Raw genomic sequence first — 24,759 nt, 5'->3', positions numbered from 1 at the left:
GGCTTCATGCCCGCGTGTTCAATAGGGATAAGGTCATACATCACTTGGCCTTCCGCGGCTTCTGGTTAGCCGTCATTTCGGTATACAGCTCGAACAGTTTTTCCAGACGCTCGGTATCATTCTTGAAGCGGCGACCGATATAGATGCGCTCCAACACTTCGTCGTTGCGCTCATGGGCTGCACGCAGATTGTCCGGCATGGTCTCTGGGTCGTAGAGATCAGCAATGGTGGCTGGAAAATGAGCTTCGCGGGCCAGAAGGATGTCTTCGGCGCTGCGAGTGAGGTCAGCCTTGTTTTTCTCGGTTAGAGTCGGAACAGGAAAAGTATTCCAAGCCAGCGTGTTCGTGAAACGATAATCCGTCCTCATTCTTGAGCAAACAGTTGCCACCCAGACTAACGCCATGCGCGAAGCAATAATAGACAACACCCAAATGCTATTTGAAACCATTCCAAAAGAAGAATTTGATATTGCAGTCCCCTCTTTAAGCAGCCCAACTGGCAGGTACTCTCTATTCTCCGAGCTGGTTACTGGCACACAAATTATCGGACTAGTTGGCAGTGGCTTTCTTTCATCAAATCTATGTGCCCAGGCCGCAGCCGCCACAGTGGATTTTTTGCTACTACTACGCCTAAACTCGGCGACCCTCTCAATACGTTCTGCAATTGAGCGAACAGCTTTTGCTTCAGATTCTTCGGCGTCATCAATCCAAAGGCAGAATCTAGACAGGCCACGAATTAACTCCATTGAGCCCACAAAAGGACGAACAAAGCGATCTCGCTGCTCTGGCGTGAGCTGCAATGCTTCTAGCTCCTGAGGCTCTAGTAGTAGATTGCCGCCATCTGTAGGAGAGTTTCCTCGGTCGAAATCCGGAAGGCCACATATTTGTGTTCTTCGAGCTTCAATTATGGTGACATCACCTGGCACCAGATATGGATTTATATTATCTACTCTACGGGCTACGGACGCCCCCTCACCTGTGTCGCTGTAGAGATATTTTGTTCTTTTTAGGCCTAAGCGACCTATCCCAACGATTACCACTGTCACGCCAGCATTATTATTCGCCAGATTATTCCACTTGAATGAAGTGTGCGCGAAATTTATCTCCGACCCCGAGCCAAATATGAGCGGCCACAGGATTGCAACTTGCTGCCCTTGGCATATTGAATTTGTTGCCACAAACGCTGAACAGCATTCGGTTGCCTTTGCATACTCTGCCGCTTTCATAAACCAGCCCGCAACATAGTCAAGCGGCTTCCAGTCCTTAGTCCTCATCTCAAAAACAAGTGCTAAATCTTTTTTATGCTCTATTTCTTGTCGCTTGCTGCCAAGATACGGAGGGTTCCCGCAAATGTAGGTCTCTCCCCCCTCGTTCTCGAAGTCGATCTCAGGTTGATCAAGAGGTGTTTGGAATAGGTCATCACCGACTAACTTCACACCAGTTCCAGTCGGCGGACAAACGCCAAGCCAGTCGAGACGGAGTGCATTTCCACAGGTAATCCAGTTCTGGTTGCTCAGTGGCAGAAACTCCAGAAGAGCCTCCTTCTGACCACGATAGAGCACATCGCACTGATACTCGGCAATGATCAGAGCCAAGCGTGCGATTTCGGCAGAAAAGTCCCTCAGCTCGATACCGCGAAAATTTGTCAGAGGAATATCGCTTTTGCGTCCAGGCTCCCCACGGCGCTCATTGAGGGTGTTTTCAATCTCACGCAGTTGCTTGTAGGCAATGACCAAGAAGTTGCCCGAGCCGCAGGCAGGATCGAAAACACGAATGCGTGCCAGGCGCTTGCGTAGATTGAGCAACATGCGAGGGTTATCGCCTGCCTCCTCCAGCTTGGCACGCAGTTCATCGAGAAACAGCGGGTTTAGCACCTTGAGGATATTGGGCACGCTGGTGTAGTGCATGCCCAAGGCGCCGCGCTCTTCGTCGTCGGCCACGGCCTGGATCATGGAGCCGAAGATATCTGGATTGATCTGCTTCCAATCCAGCGCGCCAATATGCAGCAGATAACTGCGGGCGATCTTGGAAAAGCGCGGCACGTCTGGCTCACCAGAGAACAGGCCACCGTTAACGTAGGGAAAAGCATCCGCCCAGCGCGGCAGATTGGCCGAAGCGCGCTGCGCAATCGGTGTGTTCATGGCGCGGAAGATCTCGCCCATAACCTCATGCAGATTGCTGGAATCGCGGTCACTCATCTGCGTGAGGGTATTCGTGAACAGGCCGGTGCCGTTGAAAATGTCGGTGTCTTCAGCGAAGAAGCAGAAGATCAGCCGCGCCATGAAATGGTTCATCTCATGGCGACGCTCAGCGGTGCCCCAAGCAGGGTTGTCCTTGAGCAGCTCCACATAAAGCCGGTTCAGCCGACTGGTCGCACGGATGTCAAAGGAGTTCTCGCGGATCTGCTTGACCGTGGAAATGCCTGCCAGCGGCAGGAAAAATCCGAAGTGGTCAGGGAACTGCGGGTAGTCGCAGGCTACCGTCTCGCCGCTTTCCAGCTCCGCGGCTTCCAGCGTCTCGCCATCGGTAGCGAGCACGTACTTAGCCTTGGCACGGGCCGTGGCAGGGCTGGCCTTGAGCGCCGCCAGGGTTTCGGTGACCTTGCCCGGCTCACACACCGCCAGATGGATATTGCTGGTTTGCAGCACACCGCCCAGATCAGACTTATTGGTTGCGCCCGAACGCAGGCGCTTGAGGGTGGTTTCCTTATTACCGAAAGCCTGCAGGAAGGCATAAGGGAACTCGACCCGGTCAAACGGCTGACTGGCCAGGTCGGTGATGGCTTGTTCGATTTCTACGGCGTTCATATAGGGCTGTTCCGATCACTGCTGCCAAGGCGGCAAAGGGGGCCTCTAGGCCCACCATCCATGCAAAGTGCATGGATGATAAAGGAACGAGCATTGGCATGTGAAAAAGATCCAAGCCGGCGCCCCTAAGGAAACTCCGAACAAGTTGCTCATCAGTCGGAAATGGGCGGCTTAGGGATGCCGAAAAGCCCGCTTTTCAGTCGCTGATTATTGGATAACCAAGGCAAAGTTTCACGTGGCCCGCCAAGTCGGCCACCGTCATGCCATCGGCACCCGGCGCCCCCTTGTTGCTGACTACGCGTTGATACGCACGCCTGAGGTTGGCCGGTGCAAGCACCCGCTCCATCAGCGTGCCCGACTCCGCGCTCGTCCACGCCACTGACGCCATCGATACCTTTGCACTGTCAGGCATCATCCTCGGCTTCTGGCCGGGACTCAGGATGATAGTTTCCGCTGTGGGAAATTTCTGCATTACGGCTACCAACGAGACAGTGACGCCTACTGGCGGCATAACCTGTTCGGCCCTTGGTAGCGTGGTTAACCGCCACTTACTACGGCCTCGGCTGACTTCTGCACGCCCATCCCGTCGCCTCTCGACGCTCGGTAGCACAAAGGCAGGTGTGCAGATCTCCCAGGGTAATTCGCGTGACCTTCCTGCTTATGCCTGTCGGATTTACGTCACAGCGTTCCGTGCAAGTATTGGGCTTCGACGATTTGGGCCGCCTTACCCCGCTGTGCCGCCTCTATCCGCTTCCTGTTCGTCAGGCCAGCATTTTGCCTCGGGCTTCCTTCAGATTCGCAGTCACCCGCGACACCCTTGCCTCTGGCTAACACTTCCCCTTGCCGGGTGTGTAGAGGACTTCCACCTCCAAGTCACCCGCCTGGTCACCACAACCAAGCGGGTTGCGCTGACGCGCAACGCGCCATGCCTGGCGCACCCAATGAAGCGCATTGAGGCCTGACTCAATGCGCCCAAACTAGACATGCAAGGCAGCGGCTATCAGAGCCTGCTTGCACCGAAACCATGCTGGCCATTCCCATAGACCTTAGTAGCGACCTTACAGAGGTAGCTGGCTCTGTAGAAAAAGTCAGCCTGGCTCTGTGGATCGTTACGAAGCAGGCAATAGGTTGGGTTGGCAGGTATCTCTACCAGCCCCCTAACGCCTTCCACTGGTAGCCCCAAAGCACTTGCCCAAGCCTGAGTAAGTCGGTTGAACATGTTGTCTCTCCCTGGCTCGAATTTGCCCAGAGAATTGAAGGCTTCGAAGTTCAGCAAAATAGCCATGTGATAGTGGGGCCTGCCATACAGCCCTACTTCCCGTGCCCATACAAATCGTACATTGCTGCCATGCGCATACCTGTTCTCTTGGCGTGCCATATACCGATTATGACGGATCTTCGCCTTGAGGGACTCGACAAAGCGCTCTACTACGTGATTCGAATAGACTTCCGGCAGATCTATTCCAGCAGGAAACCTCAAATCAACCCTAAAAGCAAAGACCCTCGAATATTGCTGAAGCGCATTTTCAATCGTGTTATGCAGCCTTTCCAGATACTGCTGAACAAACGGACCCTTATCACCCTGAATAGGCAGACCACAGTAGTCTGCCCCATGATGAATCTTCAGATTGTGATTTGCATGATGACGCTGCATTGCTAGATACCTCGCTGTTGATTACATAACCTTCTAACAGCGAGTAATTTTTAACAGACACCAATACACAAATTATCAACAAGCACTGTAAGTGCTTGCCATACACACAGTCACACCAGAACAAGACAAGTTAAAGCATACTACCAATACCGAGAACCGAAACACCAAAATACAGAACAAACAACACACACGTCATGGCATACACCGCAATAAGCCACAAAAATCTCACTCCGGGAAAATATCACCATGACCGGGCACGCCCGGTCATGGTGATAGCCAAATACCCTTAAACCAGCCTTGCCTTCACGCCATAGCGACTTCTTGCAAGTCTCGTTCTGACACTCTTTCCAGAATCCACTCAGCTACCTCACTCTCCAGCCAACCCACACTCCTCCCGCCCAAGGGAATTGGCTTCGGAAACCAGCTTTCAGAAACATACTTGTAAATAGTGGAGCGCCCGAGACCGGTCATCTCCATTACCTGCTGCAATCGAATTACTTTCATGATGAGCTCCTAATTTGACTCATCAGATCTGGCTTCCCCGTATTTATTTACATGCCGCCAGGTATCGACCCGGATAACAGACACCCCATTTCACAACCCCTGAACCGCCCCAACATTCCTCCGCCCTCGTCTTTCTCCGCCGCACCCAGAAACAAAAGCTCCAGCAGACTGCGCCCGTCTAACGACTGACTGGACAAGCTCGCTGCGCAGCCTGCCGTCACGCGCTGCCTGGAGTCAGTCTCTTAGCCCCCGACAATCTGATGCTTTTTTCGGTGCGAAAAGCCATTCAGGGCTAGATCCCCCCTGTAGATCCTGATGTACACTGAGATGAAGCTTTAAAAATACACTAGAGAACAAGTAGAAAACCTCATGAAGACGGCATGAATCCCTCACAAAAACCACTATTTTTCTACTAGAGATTATCCTTTCAGAAAGAACCATCCCATGACCAATGCAATCAATGACAGGCTTCAGAAGACGCTCAACGGACTCAATGTCGATAGCAGACTAGGCAACTGGCTATGGCACTTTCTAAAAGGACAAGCCCCACATGCCAACCTGGGTGAACTCGGCAGCCCCGGCATGCGAGACCGCATAGCAGACCTCATCCAAAACACCCCAACAGGCGCAGAATTTGTTGAGGCACAAAGCGCCATGTCCCTGCTGCCCGAGAAAGATCTAGAGTGGATAACAAATAACAAGAGACAGAACTTATTCGTAGCCAGAAAATTAATTGAGAAAAACGGGAACTATCCAATAATTGGAACAACCACCCTGTCAGGCAGACCACTAACCATTACAACAATTGACATATGGACAGTTGAAATAAGCAAAAAACTATGGCTGGTAAATCAGATAAAGTTTGAATGGGAGCAACATTCAAGCTCAGATCACATATTCAAATGGCTAGATGGCGCCGACGCCACACAAAAACTAGAAACAGCCTGGGAAATAACAAAAAGCAAGCACCCCATGCTGACATTCCAGCAAAGCATTCCAAAGGAAAAAGATGACTTTATAACTCTACTCGACTCTCAATTCATTTCCAAACACGAAAAAATATTGCTAATGGACTCCATCAAAAAACGGTGGAGCCAAAACAAATACAGAGCCAAATTAACAGGCAAGAAGCAGTACAACTTCATCCTATCCGACAAAGCAATTAATCGCCTTGATAAGTTAGCCGACAAACACGACTTAAAAAGAACCGAAGTGCTGGAGATACTGCTCCAGATGGAAGAAGAAAAAGGAACTTACATTCAAGAAAAGAAAAGCATCACAAAAGGAATAACTTAGCCCATCTCAACTCAATCGAACCAAGCAGGTGATCAGCCATAAGAAAATAAAAACCCAATTAGATCGCATCCAGAAATCAGAAATCAAGGAAGAGTCTTGGCAATATTTGCGTCAATATCATCAGCCCAAGCCTGCATCATCTGGCGCCGCTCTTCCAGATATTCCGCTTGGTTGTAGCTTGCGCGCACTTTGTTTCTCTCGGCATGCGCCAACTGACGCTCGATAACATCTGAGCGGTAGCCCATTTCGTTCAGCATTGTCGAAGCTGTTGCGCGAAATCCATGAGCCGAAAAACCGATACTGTCTTTACCATTGAACCCCATGCGCTCAAGCGCTCGATTCAATGTCGTTGCTGTCATACATTCGTTCGGTTTTCGATAGTTTGGAAAAAGCAGCCGACGACCACCAGTATGGGCATGCAGTTCACGCAACAGATCCACGGCCTGCCTGGATAACGGAACGATGTGCGGCTCTCGCATCTTCATGCGCTCTGCAGGAATACGCCACTCTGCCCGATCCAGATCGAATTCACTCCACTCCGCCTTGCGGAGCTCTACGGTGCGAACAAATGTGAACAGCATCAGACGCAGTGCGATCACCGTAGTCCTGTAGCCGCCGTATTGTTCCAATGCTCTGAAGAACTCAACTACCTGCTCACGACTGAGCGGCTTGTGATGCTGCACCCTGGGCCGGTGGATAGCGCCTTTCAGGGCTGCCGCCGGATCGGCGTCGGCGCGCAATGTCGCGACGGCGTACCGAAAGATTGCCGACGACCACTGCCTTACGAGCAGAGCCACCGTTGCAGCGCCTCGGGCTTCAATCCGACCGAGAATGTCCAACAGATGCGCGGCAGATACATTGCGTATCGGCAGCCTCCCCACGAAGGGGAAGACGTCGGCCGCCATGGACCTCTCAACCTGCCGCAAGTAGTACGGAGTCCAACTGGGAGCTTTCTTCTTGATCCACTCGCGGGCAACTGCCTCGAATGTGTTCGCATTGGCAGCGCTGCTAGCCAGTCGCTCAGCCTGCCGGTTATGCGATGGATGGATGCCTTGACGAATCAGAGGCTTGGCCTTTTCCCGCGCATCACGCGCATCCGCCAAGCCGATCTGCGGATAAGCACCGATAGCAAAAACGTTTTCCTTACCGCCTATGCGATAGCGCAAACGCCATAGCTTGGTACCGGTCGGCCGAACCTCCAAGTACAGCCCACCACCATCGGTGAGCTTGAGGGGTTTATCGCCAGCCTTAGTGTTGCGGATTTTGGCATCGGTTAGAGGCATGGTGCGGGTATCCGTACATTGATACCCGCAACGATACCCGTATTATCCATAGATGCCAACGGACGCCATGGACACCAACGAACGTGAAAGCCTTTAAAATAGAGGGACTGGGAGGGAGGCGTAGACGCCAACGGACACCAAAAGAAGCCGATGCCGCTTATCGATCATCAGTAACATCGGGTTAAACCTCTTGAATCTACTGACTTCAGAATTCGAACCTTTCTGCACCAGCCAACAGGCGCGGCTTTGCCACAAGGGGCGGTAGACAGGAAGGCAAACGGGGGCGGGCCGGACGGGCCGGCAGGGGATAAAGTCAGGCGCGCCAACGCCAACGGGCGTGGGCCTTGATTACGCGCATCAAGAGTTTGCTGACGATCAACACAGGATAGGTCTCGCTCATACGTCCCGGCACAGTAGCCTACCGGGGCGGCGGGCGCAATATGCCTGTAAACACGGGGAAACGAATGGACTTGGGAGGGATGCACTGCGATTTGCTAAGGTCGATCGGGTTGTCCTTCATAAAAACAAAGAAAAGGATGTTCACCGATGCGAAAAGCACCGTTATTGCGCTTTACCGTTGCCTCACTGGCACTGGCCTGCAGCCAGGCGTTCGCAGCACCCTCGCCCTACTCCAACATGATCGTGTTTGGCGACAGCCTCAGCGATGCCGGGCAGTTTGGCGGGGTGCGCTTCACCAACCGCGATGCCAATGGCAATTATGCGCCAGTGTCACCGATGATCCTGGGCGGGCGGCTCGGTGTGAGCCCGACCGAGCTTGGCCCTTCCACCTCCCCGGTCAATCCGGTGCTGGGCCTTCCCGACGGCAACAACTGGGCAGTCGGTGGCTACACCACCCAGCAGATCCTGGATTCGATCACCACTACCTCCGAGACTGTCATCCCGCCAGGGCGCCCCGGCGCCGGGCAGGTGCTGCGTGATAAACCGGGCTACCTGGCCAATGGCCTGCGCGCCGACCCCAATGCGTTGTATTACCTGACTGGCGGCGGCAATGACTTCCTGCAAGGCCTGGTCAACAGCCCGGTCGATGCCGTGGCCGCTGGCGCCCGCCTGGCCGCCAGCGCCCAGGCCCTGCAGCAAGGCGGCGCCCGTTACATCATGGTCTGGCTGCTGCCCGACCTCGGGCAGACACCGAACTTCAGCGGTACGCCGCAACAAAACCCGCTGTCGCTGCTATCCGGCGCGTTCAACCAGTCCCTGCTCAGCCAGCTGGGGCAGATCGATGCCGAAATCATTCCGCTGAACATCCCCGTGCTGCTGAGCGAAGCGCTGGCCAGCCCCGAGCAGTTCGGCCTGGCCAGCGGCCAGAACCTGGTCGGCACCTGCTACAGCGGCGAAGGCTGCGTGGAAAACCCGGTGTATGGCATCAACGGCGCCACGCCAGACCCGACCAAGCTACTGTTCAACGACTCGGTGCACCCGACCATCGCCGGCCAGCAACTGATTGCCGACTACGCCTATTCGATTATCGCCGCCCCCTGGGAACTGACCTTGCTTCCGGAAATGGCCCACGCCAGCCTGCGTGCCCACCAGGACGAACTGCGCAACCAGTGGCAGACACCCTGGCAGGCAGTTGGCCAGTGGCAAGCCTTCGTTGCCACCGGCGCCCAGGACCTGGACTTCGACGGCCAGCGCAGCGCGGCCAGCGGCGATGGCCGCGGCTACAACCTGACCCTGGGCGGCAGCTACCGCCTGAACGATGCATGGCGCCTGGGCCTGGCCGGCGGCGTGTACCGGCAGAAGCTGGAAGCCGGCGCACAGGACTCGGACTACAAGCTGGACAGCTACCTTGCCAGCGCCTTCGCCCAATACCGCCAGGACCGCTGGTGGGCCGACGCGGCGCTGACCGCCGGGCACCTGGACTACAGCGACCTCAAGCGCACCTTCGCCCTTGGCGTGAACGACCGCAGCGAAAAGGGCGATACCGATGGCGAGGCCTGGGCGGTGTCGGGGCGGCTGGGCTACAACCTGGCGGCCGAGAGCAGCAGCTGGCAGCTGGCGCCGTTCATCAGCGCCGACTATGCGCGGGTGAAGGTGGATGGCTATGACGAGAAAAGCGGGCGCTCGACGGCGCTGGGCTTCGATGACCAGGAACGCACATCACGCCGTTTGGGCGTGGGGTTGCTGGGCAGTGTGCAGGTGCTGCCGAGTACCCGGCTGTTCGCCGAGGTGGCGCAGGAGCATGAGTTCGAGGATGACCAGCAGGATGTGACGATGCACCTGACCAGCCTGCCAGCGAATGACTTCACCCTGACCGGGTATACGCCGCACAGCGACCTGACCCGGGCGAGCCTGGGGGTGAGCCATGAAGTGGTGGCGGGGGTGCATTTGCGCGGCAACTATAACTGGCGCAAGAGTGATGAATTGACGCAGCAGGGGGTGAGTTTGGGCGTCAGCGTCGACTTTTGAATTGATGGGGCCGCTTTACGGCCCTTCGCGACACAAGGCCGCTCCTACAGGCGATCGTGTTTCCCTGTAGGAGCGGCCTTGTGTCGCGATGGGCTGCAAAGCAGCCCCAATGCCCACTGAATTACTTGGCCGAAGTCTGCTCAGCCAACGCCACCGCGCGGAACATCGCCCGGCGCTTGTTGATGGTTTCTTCCCACTCCAGCGCCGGCACCGAGTCGGCAACGATGCCGCCCCCGGCCTGCACATGCAGCTCACCGTCCTTGATTACCGCGGTACGGATGGCAATGGCGGTATCCATGTTGCCGTTCCATGCGAAGTAACCGACGGCACCACCGTAAACCCCACGCTTGACCGGCTCCAGCTCGTCGATGATCTCCATCGCGCGAATCTTAGGCGCCCCCGAAAGCGTACCGGCCGGCAGGATCGCCCGCAGTGCGTCCATCGCCGTCAGCCCTTCGCGCAGCTGGCCAGTGACGTTGGACACAATGTGCATAACGTTGGAGTAACGCTCGATCACCATCTTCTCGGTCAGGCGCACGCTGCCGGTCGAGGACACGCGACCGACGTCGTTACGGCCCAGGTCGATCAGCATCAGGTGCTCGGCAATTTCCTTGTCGTCCGACAGCAGGTCGTCTTCCAGCGCACGGTCGGCCTCTTCGGTAGCGCCACGCGGGCGGGTGCCGGCAATCGGGCGTACGGTGACCAGGTTGTCCTCGACGCGTACCAGCACCTCGGGCGAGCTGCCGACGACATGGAAGTCGCCAAAGTTGAAGAAGTACATGTACGGCGTCGGGTTGAAGCAGCGCAGCGCGCGGTACAGGTCGATTGGCGCAGCCTTGAAGTCGATCGACATGCGCTGCGACGGCACCACCTGCATGCAGTCACCGGCCAGGATGTATTCCTTGATGCGGCCGACGGCGTTCTCGTAATCCTCGCGGGTATAGCTGGAGCGGAATTCCGGCTCGGCAGCCTGCGGGCCACTCAGGTCCAGGCCACGGCGCGGGGTGATCGGCTGACGCAGGGTTTCCAGCAGGCCTTGCAGGCGTGCCTGGCCCTGTTCGAAAGCCTGCTCTTCAGCCGGGTCGACCAGCACGATCGCGTGCATCTTGCCCGCCAGGTTGTCGAACACCACCACCGCATCGGACACCATCAGCAGAATATCCGGCACACCCAGCGGGTCTGGGTTGGGGCTGGCGCCCAGGCGCTTTTCCACATAGCGCACGCAGTCGTAGCCGAAGTAGCCGACCAGGCCGCCGTTGAAGCGCGGCAGGCCAGGAATATCGGCGACCTTGTAACGATCCTTGAATGTTTCGACAAAGGCCAGCGGGTCTTCTACATCGTGGCTTTCCACCTCCACGCCATCCTGCAGGATGCTGACGTGGTAGCCGTGCACACGCATCACCGTGCGCGATGGCAGGCCGATCATCGAGTAACGGCCCCATTTCTCGCCACCCTGCACCGATTCGAGCAGGTACGAGTTGGGCTGGTCGGCCAGTTTCAGGTAGATCGACAGCGGCGTGTCGAAGTCGGCCAGGGTTTCGCAGGCCAGGGGAATGCGGTTGTAGCCGGCAGCGGCCAGGCGCAGGAATTCTTCGCGGGTCATGGGTAGCCTCGTGGCAAGCAGCAATAGGTCAGGCAAACGGACGGGCCGGCACGCGCCGGCAGGCTGAAGTCAGGCGCGCCAACGCCAACGGGCCAGGGCCTTGATGACTTTCATCCAGAATTTGCCGGTAACCGCCACGGTGGACTCTCTGTCTTGTGAGGCTTGAAGGTCCGCCAACGTTATCCCAGTGGCCGGGTCTGCGCAACCGGGCAGCAATGCGCGCAGGTCGTCGATCACCAGGCTGGGGGCTTCGTCGTGGATCGGTCGGCCGTGGTTGTAGCCGTAGGTCAGGCCCACGCACTGCACGCCAGCCGCCTTGGCCGCCAGCACGTCACTGCGTGAATCGCCGACAAACAGCGACTGCTGCGGGGTGACACCAGCCATCTGCATGACGAACAGCAGCGCCGCAGGGTCGGGCTTTTTCTGCGGCAGGGTGTCGCCGCCGATGATCCAGCGGAAGTAGTTGCCGATCTTCATCTGGTCCAGCAGCGGACCAACGAAGCGCTCGGGCTTGTTGGTGATCAGCGCCATTTCCACGCCCTGCTTGCGCAGCCAGCGCAGGGTGTCCTGCACACCGGGGTAGACCACGGTCAGTTCGTGGCTTTCGGCATAGGCGTCCATGAACAACGCCAACGCCTGCTCGGCCAGCGCATCGTCCACGGCAGCGTGGTCGATGCCACCGGCCAGCGCCCGGCGCACCAGCACCTGGGCACCGTTGCCCACCCAGTGGCGCACCGCCTCCAGGCCGGCAGGCGGGCGCCCCAGTTCGAGCAGCATGCGGTCCACGGCGGCGGCCAGGTCTGGCACGGAATCGATCAGGGTACCGTCCAGATCGAACATCACCAGCCTGGGCAGCGTCCCCGGGAACAGCTGCTCGAAGCCGCTCATGGGCGGGCCTGAGCCAGTTCGGAACGCATCCTGGCGATGACTTCCTGGTAGTCCGGGGCGTTGAAGATTGCCGAGCCGGCCACGAAGGTGTCGGCGCCAGCGGCAGCGATCTCGCGGATGTTGTTGACGTTGACGCCACCGTCGATTTCCAGGCGGATATCACGGCCGCTGGCGTCGATCAGCGCACGCGCCTCGCGCAGCTTGTCGAGGGTGCCAGGGATGAACTTCTGCCCGCCGAAGCCCGGGTTGACGCTCATCAGCAGCACCATGTCGACCTTGTCCATCACGTACTTCAGCGCGTCCAGGCTGGTGGCCGGGTTGAATACCAGGCCGGCCTTGCAGCCACCGTCCTTGATCAGCTGCAGCGAACGGTCGATGTGCTGCGAGGCTTCCGGGTGGAAGGTGATGTAGGTGGCACCAGCTTCGATGAAGTCGCCGATGATGCGGTCGACCGGGCTGACCATCAGGTGCACGTCGATCGGGGCGGTGACGCCGTACTTGCGCAGGGCGGTGCAGACCATCGGGCCGATGGTCAGGTTGGGGACGTAGTGGTTGTCCATGACATCGAAGTGGACGATGTCGGCACCCGCGGCCAATACCTTGTCGACGTCCTCGCCCAGTCGGGCGAAATCGGCGGAGAGAATGGAGGGGGCAATAGCGTAGGGCTGCATGGCGCACCTGTTGGCAGAATCACGGTGGCGCGCATTGTAACCCAGGGAAGCGGATGAAGGCTGATTGGTATCAATTGGTGTCCGACACATGGGGGGCGCTTTGCGCCCCGATCGCGACACAAGGCCGCTCCTACAGGGAATCGCGGCCTCCTGTAGGAGCGGCCTTGTGTCGCGAAAGGAGGGCAAAGCCCTCCCACCGGTCAACCAGGCTGCTGGGTCCTCAGCTTCTCGCTACGCCCACGCAACCACTCCAGAGTCAGCAGCAACACTACCGAGAAGGCAATCAGCAAGGTCGCCGCCGCGGCAATGGTCGGGCTCAGGTTCTCGCGAATACCACTGAACATCTGCCGCGGCAGGGTCGCCTGCTCCGGCCCGGCCAGGAACAGGGTCACCACTACTTCGTCAAACGACGTGGCAAAGGCGAACAACGCCCCCGAAATCACCCCGGGCGCGATCAGCGGCAGGGTCACCCGGCGGAAAGTCAGCAGCGGCGAGGCGCCCAGGCTGGCTGCCGCGCGCACCAGGTTGTAGTTGAAGCCCTGCAAGGTCGCCGACACGGTAATGATGACGAACGGCACGCCCAGTACCGCATGCACCAGAATCAACGAGGTGAAGCTGTTGCCCATGCCCAGCGGGGCAAAGAACAGGTAGCTGGCCACACCGATGATCACCACCGGCACCACCATCGGCGAAATCACCAACGCCATCACCAGCGACTTGCCCGGGAAGTCGCCACGGGTCAGGCCGATGGCCGCCAAAGTGCCGAACACCATGGCCAGCACCGTGGCTGCGGGGGCGACGATGATGCTGTTCTTCAAGGCCCGCATCCACTCGGCCGAGCCGAAGAAGTCCTGGTACCACTGCAGCGAGAAGCCCTGCAGCGGGTACACCAGGAAACTGCCACTGTTGAACGACAGCGGCACGATCACCAGCACCGGCAATATGAGGAACAGCAGGATCAAGCCGCAAAGAATGCGCAGGCTGTAGAACCACACCCGCTCCACGGGCGACATGTAAGGGCTCAGCATGACAAGGCTCCTCAGCTCAGGCGCAGGCGGCTGGCGCCGACCAGCCAGCTATAGATCAGGTACAACAGCACGGTCGCCAGCAGCAACAGCCCGCCCAGCGCGGTGGCCATGCCCCAGTTGATGCTGGTATTGGTGTAGAAGGCCACGAAGTAGCTGACCATCTGGTCATTCGGGCTGCCCAGCAGTGCCGGGGTGATGTAGTAGCCGATGGCCAGGATGAATACCAGCAGGCAACCAGCGCCAACCCCGGCGTAGGTCTGCGGGAAGTAGACCCGCCAGAAACTGGCGAACGGGTGGCAGCCCAGCGAGATCGCCGCACGCATGTAACTTGGCGAAATGCCCTTCATCACGCTGTACAGCGGCAGGATCATGAACGGCAACAGGATGTGCACCATCGAGATGTACACGCCGGTGCGGTTGAACACCAGCTCCAGCGGCTGGTCGATGATGCCCATGGCCATCAGCGCGCTGTTGATCAGGCCACCCGACTGCAGCAGCACGATCCACGCCGCCACCCGCACCAGGATCGAGGTCCAGAACGGCAGCAGCACCAGGATCATCAGCAGGTTGCTCTGCCGGGTCGGCAGGTTGGCCAGCAGGTAGGCCAGCGGGTAGGCCAGCACCAGACAGATGGCGGTAATCACCACACCCATCCACAGGGTGCGGGCGAAGATATCCAGGTAGATGGCCTGGTCCGGGGTGGCCTTGGCCAGTTCGCCAAGGTCATCGATGCGGTGGTCGAGCGAAGCCAGCAGGTAGAACGAGGTGACCGTACTGGTGTTGCGGCGGATCGCCTGCCAGTAGGCCGGGTCGCCCCAACGCTCGTCGAGGGCCTGCAAGGCATCTTTATAGGAAGCGGGTTCGCTCTTGAACGGCAGCGCCCGCGCGGTCTTGGCCAACAGGCTGCGGTAACCGGCCAGCTCCATGTTCAGGCGCTTGGAAAGGTCGCCCAGGGTCTGGTTCTTGCGCGACTCGGCCAGGTCCTGGCTCAACGCCTTGTACACGTCCTCGCCCGGCAGGCTCTTGCCATCCCACTGGGTGATGACGCCCACGGTGCGCGGCAGGCCGCCAACCACTTCCGGGTTGCCGACGCTCTTGTACAGCAGCGCCGCGATCGGCACCAGGAACACCAGCAGGAGAAACAGCGCCAGCGGCGCGATCAACGCCTGCGCCTTCCAGCGGTTGACCCGCTCGGCGTGCTTGAGGCGCTGCTTGAGACTTGGACCTGCGCCTTCTTTGAGGGGCACTGCAATGGCCATGGCGAACTCCGCGATACAGGCTGAAATGGGGGCTGCAATGCAGCCCCACACACTGGTCGTTTACTTCTTCGCCGCCCAGGCGTTGAAGCGTTGCTCCAGCTGCTCGCTGTTGTCAGCCCAGAAGGCCACGTCGATCTGCACCTGGTTGGCGATGTTTTCAGGCGTGGTCGGCATGTCCTTCTTCACCGCGTCCGACAGCAGGCTCACGGCCTTGGAATTGGCCGGGCCGTAGGCGATGTTCTCGGAGTAGGTCTTCTGCTGCTCGGGCTGCACGCTGAAGGCGATGAATTTCTTCGCTTCCTCGGCATCCTTGGCGCCTTTCGGGATGGCCCAGGCGTCGAAGTCGTAGATGCCGCCGTTCCACACCACCTTCAGGTTGCTCTCTTTCTGCACCGCAGCGATGCGGCCGTTGTAGGCAGAGCTCATGACCACGTCACCCGAGGCCAGGTACTGCGGCGGCTGGGCGCCGGCTTCCCACCACTGGATGCTTGGCTTGAGTTCGTCGAGCTTCTTGAAGGCGCGGTCCACGCCCTCTTTGGTGCCCAGCACCTGGTACACGTCCTTCGGCGCCACGCCGTCGGCCATCAGGGCGAATTCCAGGGTGTACTTGGCGCCCTTGCGCAGGCCGCGCTTGCCCGGGAATTTCTTGGTATCCCAGAAATCGGCCCAGCTGGTCGGTGCGGTCTTCAGCTTGTCGGCGTTGTAGGCCAGCACCGTGGACCATACGAAGAAGCCCACGCCGCATGGCTGGATGGCACCCGGCACGTAGTCGGCCTCATTACCGAACAGGGCCGGGTCGAGTTCTTCGAACATGCCCTCGTCACAGCCGCGGGCCAGTTCTGGCGACTCGACTTCCACCAGGTTCCAGGACACGCTCTTGGTGTCGACCATGGCTTTGACCTTGGCCATCTCGCCGTTGTACTCGCCTGCGACGATCTTGCCCTTGCCGGCCTTCTCCCACGGTTCGTAGAACGCCTTGACCTGGGCCGCCTTGTTGGCACCGCCGAACGAGACCACGGTGAGGTCTGCGGCCATGGCCTGGCCAGCGGCGAACAGCCCCAGGGCCAGGGCGGTCAGTTTCAACTGCTTGCGCATTATTATTCTCTCCACAGTACAGGGTTGGTGAAGCAATCCATCAATGGGCTTCGGCAATAGGATCGAGCGCGCGGGCGTGCTCCACCTCCCAGCCCAGCGGTACCACATCGCCCACGGCCAGGGCCGGGTCGAGCTCGGCAATCGGCTGTTTCACGAAGAAGTCGCCCTTGCCGCAAACTTCCAGGCGCACCCGCACGTGGTCGCCCAGGTAAATGAATTCGGCCACCCGGCCCGAGAAGCGGTTCACGCAGCTTTCGCTGTGGCCGTTCAGGCGCACGCGCTCCGGGCGGATCGACAGGGTCACCGGCTCGCCGGCCTGGCCGACATTCACCGCCAGCGCCTCGACCCGCTCGCCACGTGGCAACTGCACCTGGCAGCGCTTGCCATCACTGGCCAGCAAGGTGCCATTGATGCGGTTGTTCTCGCCGATGAAGTTGGCGACGAAGGTATTGCAGGGTTCTTCGTACAGCGTGCGTGGGTCGGCGATCTGCTGGATTTCGCCCTGATGGAACACGGCCACCCGGTCGGACATGGTCAGCGCTTCGCCCTGGTCGTGGGTCACGTACACCACGGTCACGCCCAGGCGCTGGTGGATGTGCTTGATCTCCATCTGCATGTGCTCGCGCAGCTGCTTGTCCAGCGCGCCCAGCGGTTCGTCCATCAGCACCAGCTGCGGCTCGAACACCAGTGCGCGGGCCAGGGCCACACGCTGCTGCTGGCCGCCGGAAAGCTGGCCGGGGTAACGCTTGGCGAAGGCATCGAGCTGGACCATGTTCAGCACCCGCTTGACCCGCTCGCTGATGTCGGTCTTGCTCAGGTTGCGCACGGTCAGCGGGAAGGCCAGGTTCTCGGCCACGGTCATGTGCGGGAACAGCGCGTAGTTCTGGAACACCATGCCGATGTCGCGCTTGTGCGGCGGCACGTTGTTGATCGAACGCCCGGCCAGCTGGATTTCACCGGCGGTGGGGGTTTCGAAGCCGGCCAGCATCATCAGGCTGGTGGTCTTGCCCGAGCCGGACGGGCCAAGCAGGGTGAGGAACTCGCCCTTGCGAATATCCAGGTTGAGGTCTTTGACGATCAGCGACTCGCCGTCGTAGCTCTTCTGCACACCACGGAAGCTGACCAGCGTTTCGCTGGTTGCAGCGTTCGACTTCGCCTCGCTCATGCCTGCACCTTCTTGTTGGATGACTGCGTAGGCAAAGACTAGACAAGCGGCAAGCACCGGAAAATCGGGGGTGCTGAGAGAATGCCATCATCCGGATGGAAGATTTGTTGTAGGGATTCCCCTACAAAGATGGCGGGTTTGGAATACTTCCCTCAGCCCTCCGGCGCGCCCGTGTGGGAGCGGGTTCACCCGCGAAGAGGCCGGCCCAGGCACCGCAGATGGCAGGTCAGGCCCTTTCGCGGGTAAACCCGCTCCCACAGGGATTCGCTACAGGCGGCAGGAAGCGCATGTCGCAATCAGACCAGCTTGTGCTCCATCGCGTACTTCACCAGCTCAGCCAGCGAGTTCACTTTCAGCTTCTGCATCAGGCGCGCCTTGTGGGTGCTGATGGTCTTGCTCGACAGCGCCAGCTGCTGGGCGATGTCGTTGACGTTGGCGCCCTGGGCCAGGCGTTCGAACACCGAAAACTCCCGCTCGGACAGCAGCGTGTGCAACGGCCGCGACTCCGTCAGGCCCACTTCGAAGACCATGCGGTCGGCCAGAGCCGGGTCGATATAACGCCCGCCAGCGGCAACCCGGCGAATCGCGGTCAGCAACAGCGCCGGGTCGCTGTCCTTGGTGGCATAGCCCGCCGCCCCGGCCTTCAGCGCCCGCGCCGCCATCTGCGCTTCATCGTGCATCGACAGCATCAGGATCGCCGGGGCGTCGTGCAACGCGCGGATCCGCGGGATCGCCTCCAGGCCATTCACACCCGGCATCGAGATATCCAGCAGTACCACCTCGCACGGCGTGTGGCGCAGGGTTTCCAGCAACTGCTCGCCGTTACCGGCCTCCCCCGCCACCTGCATGTCCTTGGCCAGGCCAATCAACTGCTTGATGCCCTCACGGACAATGGTGTGGTCTTCGGCCACCAGCACTCGAATCACGATCGCTCTCCTACTCCAACGGTATGGCCACGCTCAGGCTGGTGCCTTCGCCCGGTTCACTGTCCAGCGCCATGCTGCCGCCCAGCATCAGCACCCGCTCACGCACCCCTACCAGGCCGAACGAGGTGGGCCGGGGCTGGTCGCGGAAAAAGCCCTGGCCGTCATCGCTGACGGTCATGCGCAATTGCCCGTGCTCACGCACCAGTTCGATCTCCACGCTGTGCGCCTGGGCATGGCGCATCACGTTGGTCAGCGCCTCCTGGAGGATACGGAACAGCCCGGTGGCCTTGGCATCGCTCAATGCTGGCAGATTATCCGGTACTTGCACCAGGCAGGGGATCTGCGTGCGTGCTTCAAAGCGCCGCGCCTGCCATTCGATGGCCGAGGCGATGCCGGCATCGAGAATCGGCGGGCGCAAGGCGGTGGCCACGTCGCGCACCAGCTGGAACAGTTGGGCGATCAGGCGTTTCATGCTGGTCAGGCGCTCGTTCAGGCCCGGGTCCAGCTCGGCGAAAGCCAGCTCGCACATTGACACCTCCAGCTTGAGCACGGTCAGCATCTGCCCCAGTTCATCGTGCACTTCCCGGGCAATGCGGGCCTTTTCTTCCTCTCGCACGCTCTCCAGGTGGGCCGACAGTTCGCGCAGTTGCTCCTGGGACCTGGCCAGCGCCAACTCGGCCCGCTTGCCCTGGGTGATGTCCCAAACCACGCCGTCCCACACCACCTGGCCGTTGCCCAGGCGCCGGGTGCTGGCCTTGATGTCGGCCCAGCGCTGTTCACCCTGGCGGGTGAGGATGCGCCCCTGCCAGGACCAGTCCTGGTCACTGGCCAGGGCCAGGTCCTGCACTCGGTGGTAATCGGCGCGGTCCTCGGGATGTACCAGATTGCGCAGGCCCATCTGCGGGTGCTGGATCTCGCTGGGCGAATAGCCCACCAAGGCCTCGCTGCCCTCGCTGATGTAGGGGAATTCCAGGTCGCCCTCGGCCGGGTCGCGCTCCAGGCGGAACACCAACCCCGGCACGTTGCCGGCAATGCCCTTGAGCCGCGCCTCGCTTTCGCGCAGGGCCGCAAGGGCGCGGTGGCGCTCGGTAACGTCGGCGAGGTAAACCACCAGGTACTCGGAATCACGAAAGCGCAGAAAACTCAGCGACAGCTCGACCGGCAGCAGGCTGTGGTCAGCCCGGCGGCACTGCGTCTCGAACTGGCCGACACCGCCCGCCCCGGTGCGCGCGCCCTTCCACAGCTCCAGCCAGCGATCCATGGTCAGGCTGGGTTCAAAGTCGCTCAGCGGCCGCTCCAGCAGCGCGCCTTCGCCATAGCCCAGCATGCGCTCGGCGGCATGGTTGGCGTAGCGTACGTGGCTGTCCCAGTTGACCCAGAGGATGCCCACCGTGCTCTGGTCGATGGCGAACTGGCTCAGGCGCAACGCTTCTTCGCGCACCTGCCGCTCCACCAGGCTTTCGCGCGTGGCCAGCAGGCTGCGCTCCAGCTGGCGCTGCTGCCGACGCTGCCACACCAGGGTGGCCAGCACGCACAACAGCAGCATGCCGAACAGCAGGGCCAGGTTCTGCCAGAACCCCGTCGACTCGCTCAGGCGTGGGTACTTTGGCTGCAGCCAACGCTGGTGCAGTTGCTCCAGTTCCTTGGCCGGCAGCGTCTGCAGGCCACGCTCGAGCACATCGGCCAGCAGTGGCCAGTCGCGCCGCGAACCGATGCGCAACAGTTGCGGCAGGCCGATATCGCCGACCACCGCCAGCTCGCCGAACTCGCTTTCGCGCGACAGGCGGCTGAGCTGGGCTTCGTCCAGCACTGCGAAACTGGCCTGGCCGCCCACCACCAGTTGCAGGGCCTCGCGCTCGTTGGGCACCCCTTGCAGGTTGAGGTTGCTGTAGTTGCCACGCAGGTAGTCCGCCAGCTGGCTGGGCATGCGCACCGCCACCCGCTGCTCGGCCTCGAGCGTTTCCAGTTCCACGGCCATGGTCCCGGTGCGCGGCCCAACCACCAGTTGCGGCACGCGCATGTAAGGGTCGCTGAACAGCCACAAACGCAGGCTGGCGGGGGTCTGGGTAAGCCCCGGGGCAAAGTCGATTTCGCCGGCCTGTAGGGCATGCTCGAGGCTGGCCTGGTCGGCGAAGTTGCGCCAGGTAAGGTCCAGCCGCAGCGCCTGCGCCAGGCTGCTCACCAGTTCCACGTTGGCCCCGTACAGCTGCTGCAGGCGCCGGTCGAACTGAGCGTAGGGCGCCTGCAACACCAGGCCGACACGCAGGCTGCGGTGTGTATCCAGCCATTGCTGCTGGGCCGGTTCCAGGGCAACCGTGGGCACCGCTTCGGGCCTGGCCAATGCAATCAAGGGCAGCCACAAGCAGCCGATAACCAACAGGCGACGCACTCGCTTCATCTACACGCTCGTCTTGGCAAGGCGGCCATGCAGCATGGCCGTCACGGGCAAATACTATTAGGCTGCCGGTATCATTCTGGCCCTGGGTTGACTCATGTCCACACTTTATCGCACGACGCTGGCAATGTGCTGCCTGGCCTCGATCCTTCCACTCGGCGCCCTGGCCGCCGATGCCGAAAAACCATCCACCACCACCGAGGCACCCGCTGCCCAAGCCCCTCGCCCGCCGCTGCTGGAGCGCAGCCAGGAGGACGCCCAGGCGCTGGAGCGGCTGGTGCCCAAGGCCGAACAGCAGACCCTGCAGGCCGGTGCCGACAGCTTCCTGGCCCTGTGGAAACCGGCCAACGACAGCGACCCGCAGGGGGCAGTCATCATCGTCCCGGGGGCTGGCGAAACGGCTGACTGGCCAAAAGCGGTCGGCCCGCTGCGGCAGAAGTTCCCCGATATCGGCTGGCACAGCCTGAGCATCAGCCTGCCCGACCTGCTTGCCGACAGCCCGCAGGCGCGGGTCGAGGCCAAGCCGGCTGCCGAGCCGCAGCCAGACAACGGCGAAAGCGCCCCGGCCAAGGACGTGCCGGCCGATGCCAATGCCAACGTTGCCCAGGCTACCGCAGCCGATGCCGACACCGCGGAAAGCACTGACGCCAAACAGGCCAGCGAGCAAACCGACCCGGCCGATGCCGAGCGCATTTTTGCCCGCCTGGATGCTGCAGTGGCCTTTGCCCAGCAGCACAACGCCCGCAGCATCGTGCTGATCGGCCATGGCAGCGGCGCGTATTGGGCGGCCCGCTATCTGAGCGAGAAACAGCCACCGCAGGTGCAGAAACTGGTGATGGTTGCCGCGCAGACACCGGCGCGCGTGGAGCATGACCTGGAAAGCCTGGCGCCGACCTTGAAAGTGCCGACTGCCGACATCTACTACGCCACCCGCAGCGCTGACCGCAATGCTGCCGCGCAGCGCCTGCAGGCCAGCAAGCGGCAGAAGGACAGCCAGTACCGGCAGTTGTCGCTGATTGCCATGCCGGGGAACAAGGTGGCCGAGCAGGAGCAACTGTTCCGCCGGGTGCGGGGGTGGATGAACCCACAGGGTTGATCCAGGAATGCTGGGGCCGCTTTGCGGCCCTTTCGCGACACAAGGCCGCTCCCACAGGTGCCGCGCAAAACCCGAGGGCTGCGCTGTACTTGTGGGAGCGGCCTTGTGTCGCGAAGGGGGTGCGAAGCGCCCCCGCTTTTACAGGCCGCGCCGCTTACGGATCATTGCATAGGCCTGATGCAACTCCCGGGTCCGCTCGGTCGCTTCACGCACCTGCGCCTCACTGGCACCAGTGCCCGCCAGCTTGTCCGGGTGGTGCCGGCTGACCAGCCGACGATACGCCTGCTTGACCTTGTCGGCATCGGTATCCGCCTCGACCGCCAGCAAGCGCAACGCCGCCGCATAGGTCATGGCGACCCCTTCCGGCCCCGCCGCCTTGCGTGGTTCGTACTCCAGCGACATGGCTTGCACCTGCCGCCGGCTCAGGCCCAGTTTCTGCCCCCAATCCAGCAGCAGTTCACGCTCCTTGTTGCCCATCTTGCCGTCGGCCCAGACCATGCGCCAACAGGCACGCAGGGTGCCCTCGGCCGCATGCGGCTGCTGGCGAATGCGCCGCAGGTGCCCACTCAGCCGGTCCTTGCCCGCCTTGCCACGGTTGAACGCGGCAATCGCACGCAGCCGGGCCGCTTCGGCCAGGTCCAGGCGCACCATCTCCTGGCGCGCCTGCTGGATATGCTGCTCGCCCACCCGGCCATCGCACTTGGCCAGGCGCCCGAGCATCACGAACAGCAACTCATCGTCCTGCAAGGCCGGGCGCCCGCCCAGGCGCTCACGCATGTCCTCCCAGCCCTGCAAACGCAGGCGGCGGTCCATGGCCTGGCCGAGCAACGCGCCGAGCAAGGCCCCGGGGATGCTGGCAACGGCAAAGCCGGCACCGGCACCAATCACCGTGCTTGGCCACCACATGTCAGGCGCGCTCGCCGATCAGGCGCTCGGCCTCGGCCAGGCGTTCGAGCGTACCGACATCAACCCAGTGACCCCGGTAGTGCTCGCCACTGACCTGGCCCGCAGCCATGGCCTGGCGCAGCAACGGCGCCAGCTTGAAGGCGCCAGGCTGGCAGCCTTCGAACAGCGCCGGGTGCAGCACCGAAAGGCCGCTGAAGGTCAGCGTGCCAGGGCCATCATCACCATCGACCACCCGCTCGCCCACCAGGCGGAAGTCGCCGCGGCCGTGATGGCCTGGGTTATCGACCAGCACCAAATGGGCCAGGCCTTGCAGGGGAGCCAGCAGGCGCGCGAAGTCGTAGTCGGTCCAGACATCGCCGTTCACCAACAGGAACGGCGCGTCACCCAGCAATGGCAGGGCCTTGAAGATGCCACCGCCGGTTTCCAGCGGCTCGCCTTCGGGCGAATAGCGGATGCTCAGGCCGAAACGGCTGCCGTCACCCAGGTGGTCCTCGATCTGCTGGCCGAGCCAGGCATGGTTGATCACCACCTCGGTGATGCCCGCCGCAGCCAGGGCCCGCAGGTGATATTCGATCAGTGGCTGGCCGGCGACCGGGACCAGCGGCTTGGGGGTGTGCAGGGTCAGCGGGCGCATGCGCTCGCCTTTGCCCGCTGCCAAAATCATTGCCTTCATGCACGCGCTCCGGCCTGCAGCTCGGCAATCAGCTCACCCAGCTCCGCCAATTCGGGCCGGCGGCTGATCACTTCTTCTATATAGGCGAAGAAGCGCGGCACGTCGCCCAGGTAACGGGGTTTGCCGTCGCGGTGGCAGATACGGGCGAAGATGCCGATCACCTTCAGGTGGCGCTGCACACCCATCAGGTCGCTGGCACGCTGGAACGCCTCGAAGTCGGCCTGCACCGGGATGCCGGCAGCCTGCGCCTTCTGCCAGTAGTCGCGCAGCCAGCCTTCGACCCGCGCCTGCGGCCAGCTGAGGAAGGCGTCCTTGAACAGGCAGGTGATGTCGTAGGTGACCGGGCCGTACACGGCATCCTGGAAGTCCAGCACGCCGGGGTTGGGCGTGCTCTGCATCAGGTTGCGCGGCATGTAGTCGCGGTGCACCAGTACCTTGGGCTGGGCCAGTGCGCTGTCGATCAGCAGCTGGCTGATTCGTTGCCAGGTGGCTTTCTGGGCATCGCTGAAGGTCAGGCCAAGCTCACGGCCCACGTACCACTCCGGGAACAACTCGACTTCACGGCGCAGCAGCGCATCGTCGTAGCTGGGCAACGGCGCGTCCATCGGCAGGCGCTGGAACGCCAGCAGCGCGTCGATGGCATCGGCGAACAGGCCGTCGGCGTTGTTGGCATCAATGATATCAAGGTATGTCTGGTGGCCCAGGTCACCCAGTAGCAGGAAGCCGCGCTCCAGGTCCTGAGCATGGATCAGCGGCACGTGCACGCCGGTGCTGGCCAGCAAGTGGTCGATGGCGACGAACGGTCGGCAGTTTTCCTGCGGAGGTGGTGCATCCATGATCACGAAGCTGTGGCCGGCGCCCTGCCAGCGGAAATAACGACGGAAGCTGGCATCGCTGCTGGCCGCGGTCAGGCTGCCTGCGGGCACTTCGCCCCAGGCGTTTTTCCGGAAAAGATCATTGAGCTGCTCATCGAGCCAGACCGTCAGTTGTTGCAGGCGTACATCGTGTTCAGGCATTACAAGGGTCTCCGACGGCCCTAGCCGTCAAGCGGGTCATGCTTTATTATCCAGCATCTTTTTCAGAC

19 protein-coding genes and 1 pseudogene are annotated in these 24,759 nt (G+C 60.9%); 3 read left to right on the top strand and 17 right to left on the bottom strand.

Annotated elements, in window-relative coordinates:
• Positions 1 to 40: 40 nt before the first annotated feature.
• The 4 genes and pseudogenes from ACGLHT_RS07540 to ACGLHT_RS07525 all read right to left on the bottom strand — a co-directional run bounded on the left by ACGLHT_RS07540 (position 41) and on the right by ACGLHT_RS07525 (position 4,964).
• On the bottom strand, positions 41 to 2,806 hold the full coding sequence (locus ACGLHT_RS07540; RefSeq protein ID WP_009408476.1) for a DNA methyltransferase: 2,766 nt from the start codon (positions 2,804 to 2,806) through the stop codon (positions 41 to 43).
• Between the two features lie 229 nt (positions 2,807 to 3,035).
• A pseudogene (locus ACGLHT_RS07535) lies at positions 3,036 to 3,317 on the bottom strand (group II intron reverse transcriptase/maturase); the annotation flags it as partial.
• Between the two features lie 489 nt (positions 3,318 to 3,806).
• Positions 3,807 to 4,460, bottom strand: a complete 654-nt coding sequence (locus ACGLHT_RS07530) for an inovirus Gp2 family protein (protein WP_023663491.1) — start codon at positions 4,458 to 4,460, stop codon at positions 3,807 to 3,809.
• Between the two features lie 303 nt (positions 4,461 to 4,763).
• On the bottom strand, positions 4,764 to 4,964 hold the full coding sequence (locus ACGLHT_RS07525) for an AlpA family transcriptional regulator (RefSeq protein WP_009408457.1): 201 nt from the start codon (positions 4,962 to 4,964) through the stop codon (positions 4,764 to 4,766).
• Positions 4,965 to 5,408: 444 nt separating this feature from the next.
• On the opposite strand from ACGLHT_RS07525, the gene ACGLHT_RS07520 reads away from it, so the two are divergent.
• Positions 5,409 to 6,260, top strand: a complete 852-nt coding sequence (locus tag ACGLHT_RS07520; RefSeq protein ID WP_009408455.1) for a hypothetical protein — start codon at positions 5,409 to 5,411, stop codon at positions 6,258 to 6,260.
• An 83-nt stretch (positions 6,261 to 6,343) separates the two neighbouring features.
• Here ACGLHT_RS07520 and ACGLHT_RS07515 read toward each other — a convergent pair whose 3' ends face one another.
• Positions 6,344 to 7,543: an integrase arm-type DNA-binding domain-containing protein gene (locus tag ACGLHT_RS07515; RefSeq protein ID WP_033999474.1), complete on the bottom strand. Its 1,200-nt coding sequence runs from the start codon at positions 7,541 to 7,543 to the stop codon at positions 6,344 to 6,346.
• A 546-nt stretch (positions 7,544 to 8,089) separates the two neighbouring features.
• Between ACGLHT_RS07515 and estP the strand changes: the two genes are divergently transcribed.
• Positions 8,090 to 9,970, top strand: a complete 1,881-nt coding sequence (gene estP, locus ACGLHT_RS07510) for an esterase EstP (RefSeq protein ID WP_274079909.1) — start codon at positions 8,090 to 8,092, stop codon at positions 9,968 to 9,970.
• A gap of 121 nt (positions 9,971 to 10,091) precedes the next feature.
• Here estP and trpE read toward each other — a convergent pair whose 3' ends face one another.
• The 9 genes from trpE to ACGLHT_RS07465 form a co-directional block, all read right to left on the bottom strand.
• The gene (trpE, locus tag ACGLHT_RS07505) at positions 10,092 to 11,573 is read right to left on the bottom strand and encodes an anthranilate synthase component I (protein WP_013970606.1); all 1,482 of its coding nucleotides are present in this window, start codon (positions 11,571 to 11,573) and stop codon (positions 10,092 to 10,094) included.
• Positions 11,574 to 11,642: 69 nt separating this feature from the next.
• The gene (locus ACGLHT_RS07500) at positions 11,643 to 12,461 is read right to left on the bottom strand and encodes a phosphoglycolate phosphatase (protein ID WP_075044417.1); all 819 of its coding nucleotides are present in this window, start codon (positions 12,459 to 12,461) and stop codon (positions 11,643 to 11,645) included.
• Positions 12,458 to 13,132 (bottom strand): ribulose-phosphate 3-epimerase, encoded by a 675-nt coding sequence (gene rpe, locus ACGLHT_RS07495; protein ID WP_075044416.1) that lies wholly within the window; start codon positions 13,130 to 13,132, stop codon positions 12,458 to 12,460. Before rpe ends, ACGLHT_RS07500 begins: the two co-directional genes overlap by 4 nt.
• A 200-nt stretch (positions 13,133 to 13,332) precedes the next feature.
• Positions 13,333 to 14,160: an ABC transporter permease gene (locus tag ACGLHT_RS07490; RefSeq protein ID WP_013970603.1), complete on the bottom strand. Its 828-nt coding sequence runs from the start codon at positions 14,158 to 14,160 to the stop codon at positions 13,333 to 13,335.
• An 11-nt stretch (positions 14,161 to 14,171) separates the two neighbouring features.
• On the bottom strand, positions 14,172 to 15,419 hold the full coding sequence (locus ACGLHT_RS07485) for an ABC transporter permease (RefSeq protein ID WP_013970602.1): 1,248 nt from the start codon (positions 15,417 to 15,419) through the stop codon (positions 14,172 to 14,174).
• 60 nt (positions 15,420 to 15,479) lie between these two features.
• Positions 15,480 to 16,514, bottom strand: coding sequence for an ABC transporter substrate-binding protein (locus ACGLHT_RS07480; protein WP_075044415.1), 1,035 nt, complete (start codon positions 16,512 to 16,514; stop codon positions 15,480 to 15,482).
• A 40-nt stretch (positions 16,515 to 16,554) separates the two neighbouring features.
• Positions 16,555 to 17,679 (bottom strand): ABC transporter ATP-binding protein, encoded by a 1,125-nt coding sequence (locus ACGLHT_RS07475; protein ID WP_012270208.1) that lies wholly within the window; start codon positions 17,677 to 17,679, stop codon positions 16,555 to 16,557.
• Positions 17,680 to 17,975: 296 nt separating this feature from the next.
• Positions 17,976 to 18,608 (bottom strand): response regulator transcription factor, encoded by a 633-nt coding sequence (locus ACGLHT_RS07470; RefSeq protein WP_170929296.1) that lies wholly within the window; start codon positions 18,606 to 18,608, stop codon positions 17,976 to 17,978.
• A 7-nt stretch (positions 18,609 to 18,615) separates the two neighbouring features.
• Complete coding sequence (locus tag ACGLHT_RS07465) at positions 18,616 to 21,003, bottom strand: PAS domain S-box protein (protein ID WP_137162847.1); 2,388 nt, start codon at positions 21,001 to 21,003, stop codon at positions 18,616 to 18,618.
• Between the two features lie 94 nt (positions 21,004 to 21,097).
• Here ACGLHT_RS07465 and ACGLHT_RS07460 point away from each other — a divergent pair, with 94 nt between their 5' ends.
• Complete coding sequence (locus ACGLHT_RS07460) at positions 21,098 to 22,096, top strand: alpha/beta hydrolase family protein (RefSeq protein WP_274120073.1); 999 nt, start codon at positions 21,098 to 21,100, stop codon at positions 22,094 to 22,096.
• Positions 22,097 to 22,234: 138 nt separating this feature from the next.
• Here the strand turns inward: ACGLHT_RS07460 and ACGLHT_RS07455 are convergent, their stop codons facing one another.
• From ACGLHT_RS07455 to ACGLHT_RS07445, 3 genes are read right to left on the bottom strand one after another with little or no spacing between them, the layout of a single operon-like run.
• Entirely contained in the window at positions 22,235 to 23,002 is a 768-nt protein-coding gene (locus tag ACGLHT_RS07455; RefSeq protein ID WP_025337464.1) for a TerB family tellurite resistance protein, read from the bottom strand.
• Between the two features lies 1 nt (position 23,003).
• Complete coding sequence (gene murU, locus ACGLHT_RS07450) at positions 23,004 to 23,675, bottom strand: N-acetylmuramate alpha-1-phosphate uridylyltransferase MurU (protein ID WP_274078758.1); 672 nt, start codon at positions 23,673 to 23,675, stop codon at positions 23,004 to 23,006.
• Positions 23,672 to 24,691 (bottom strand): aminoglycoside phosphotransferase family protein, encoded by a 1,020-nt coding sequence (locus tag ACGLHT_RS07445; RefSeq protein ID WP_137162844.1) that lies wholly within the window; start codon positions 24,689 to 24,691, stop codon positions 23,672 to 23,674. The genes murU and ACGLHT_RS07445 overlap by 4 nt, the downstream gene beginning before the upstream one ends.
• Positions 24,692 to 24,759: the final 68 nt, after the last annotated feature.

It is taken from the genome of Pseudomonas sp. PsB (genome assembly GCF_043658375.1).
GTDB classification, from domain to species: Bacteria; Pseudomonadota; Gammaproteobacteria; order Pseudomonadales; family Pseudomonadaceae; genus Aquipseudomonas; species Aquipseudomonas putida_Z.
This window is presented reverse-complemented; position numbering and strand designations above follow the sequence as displayed.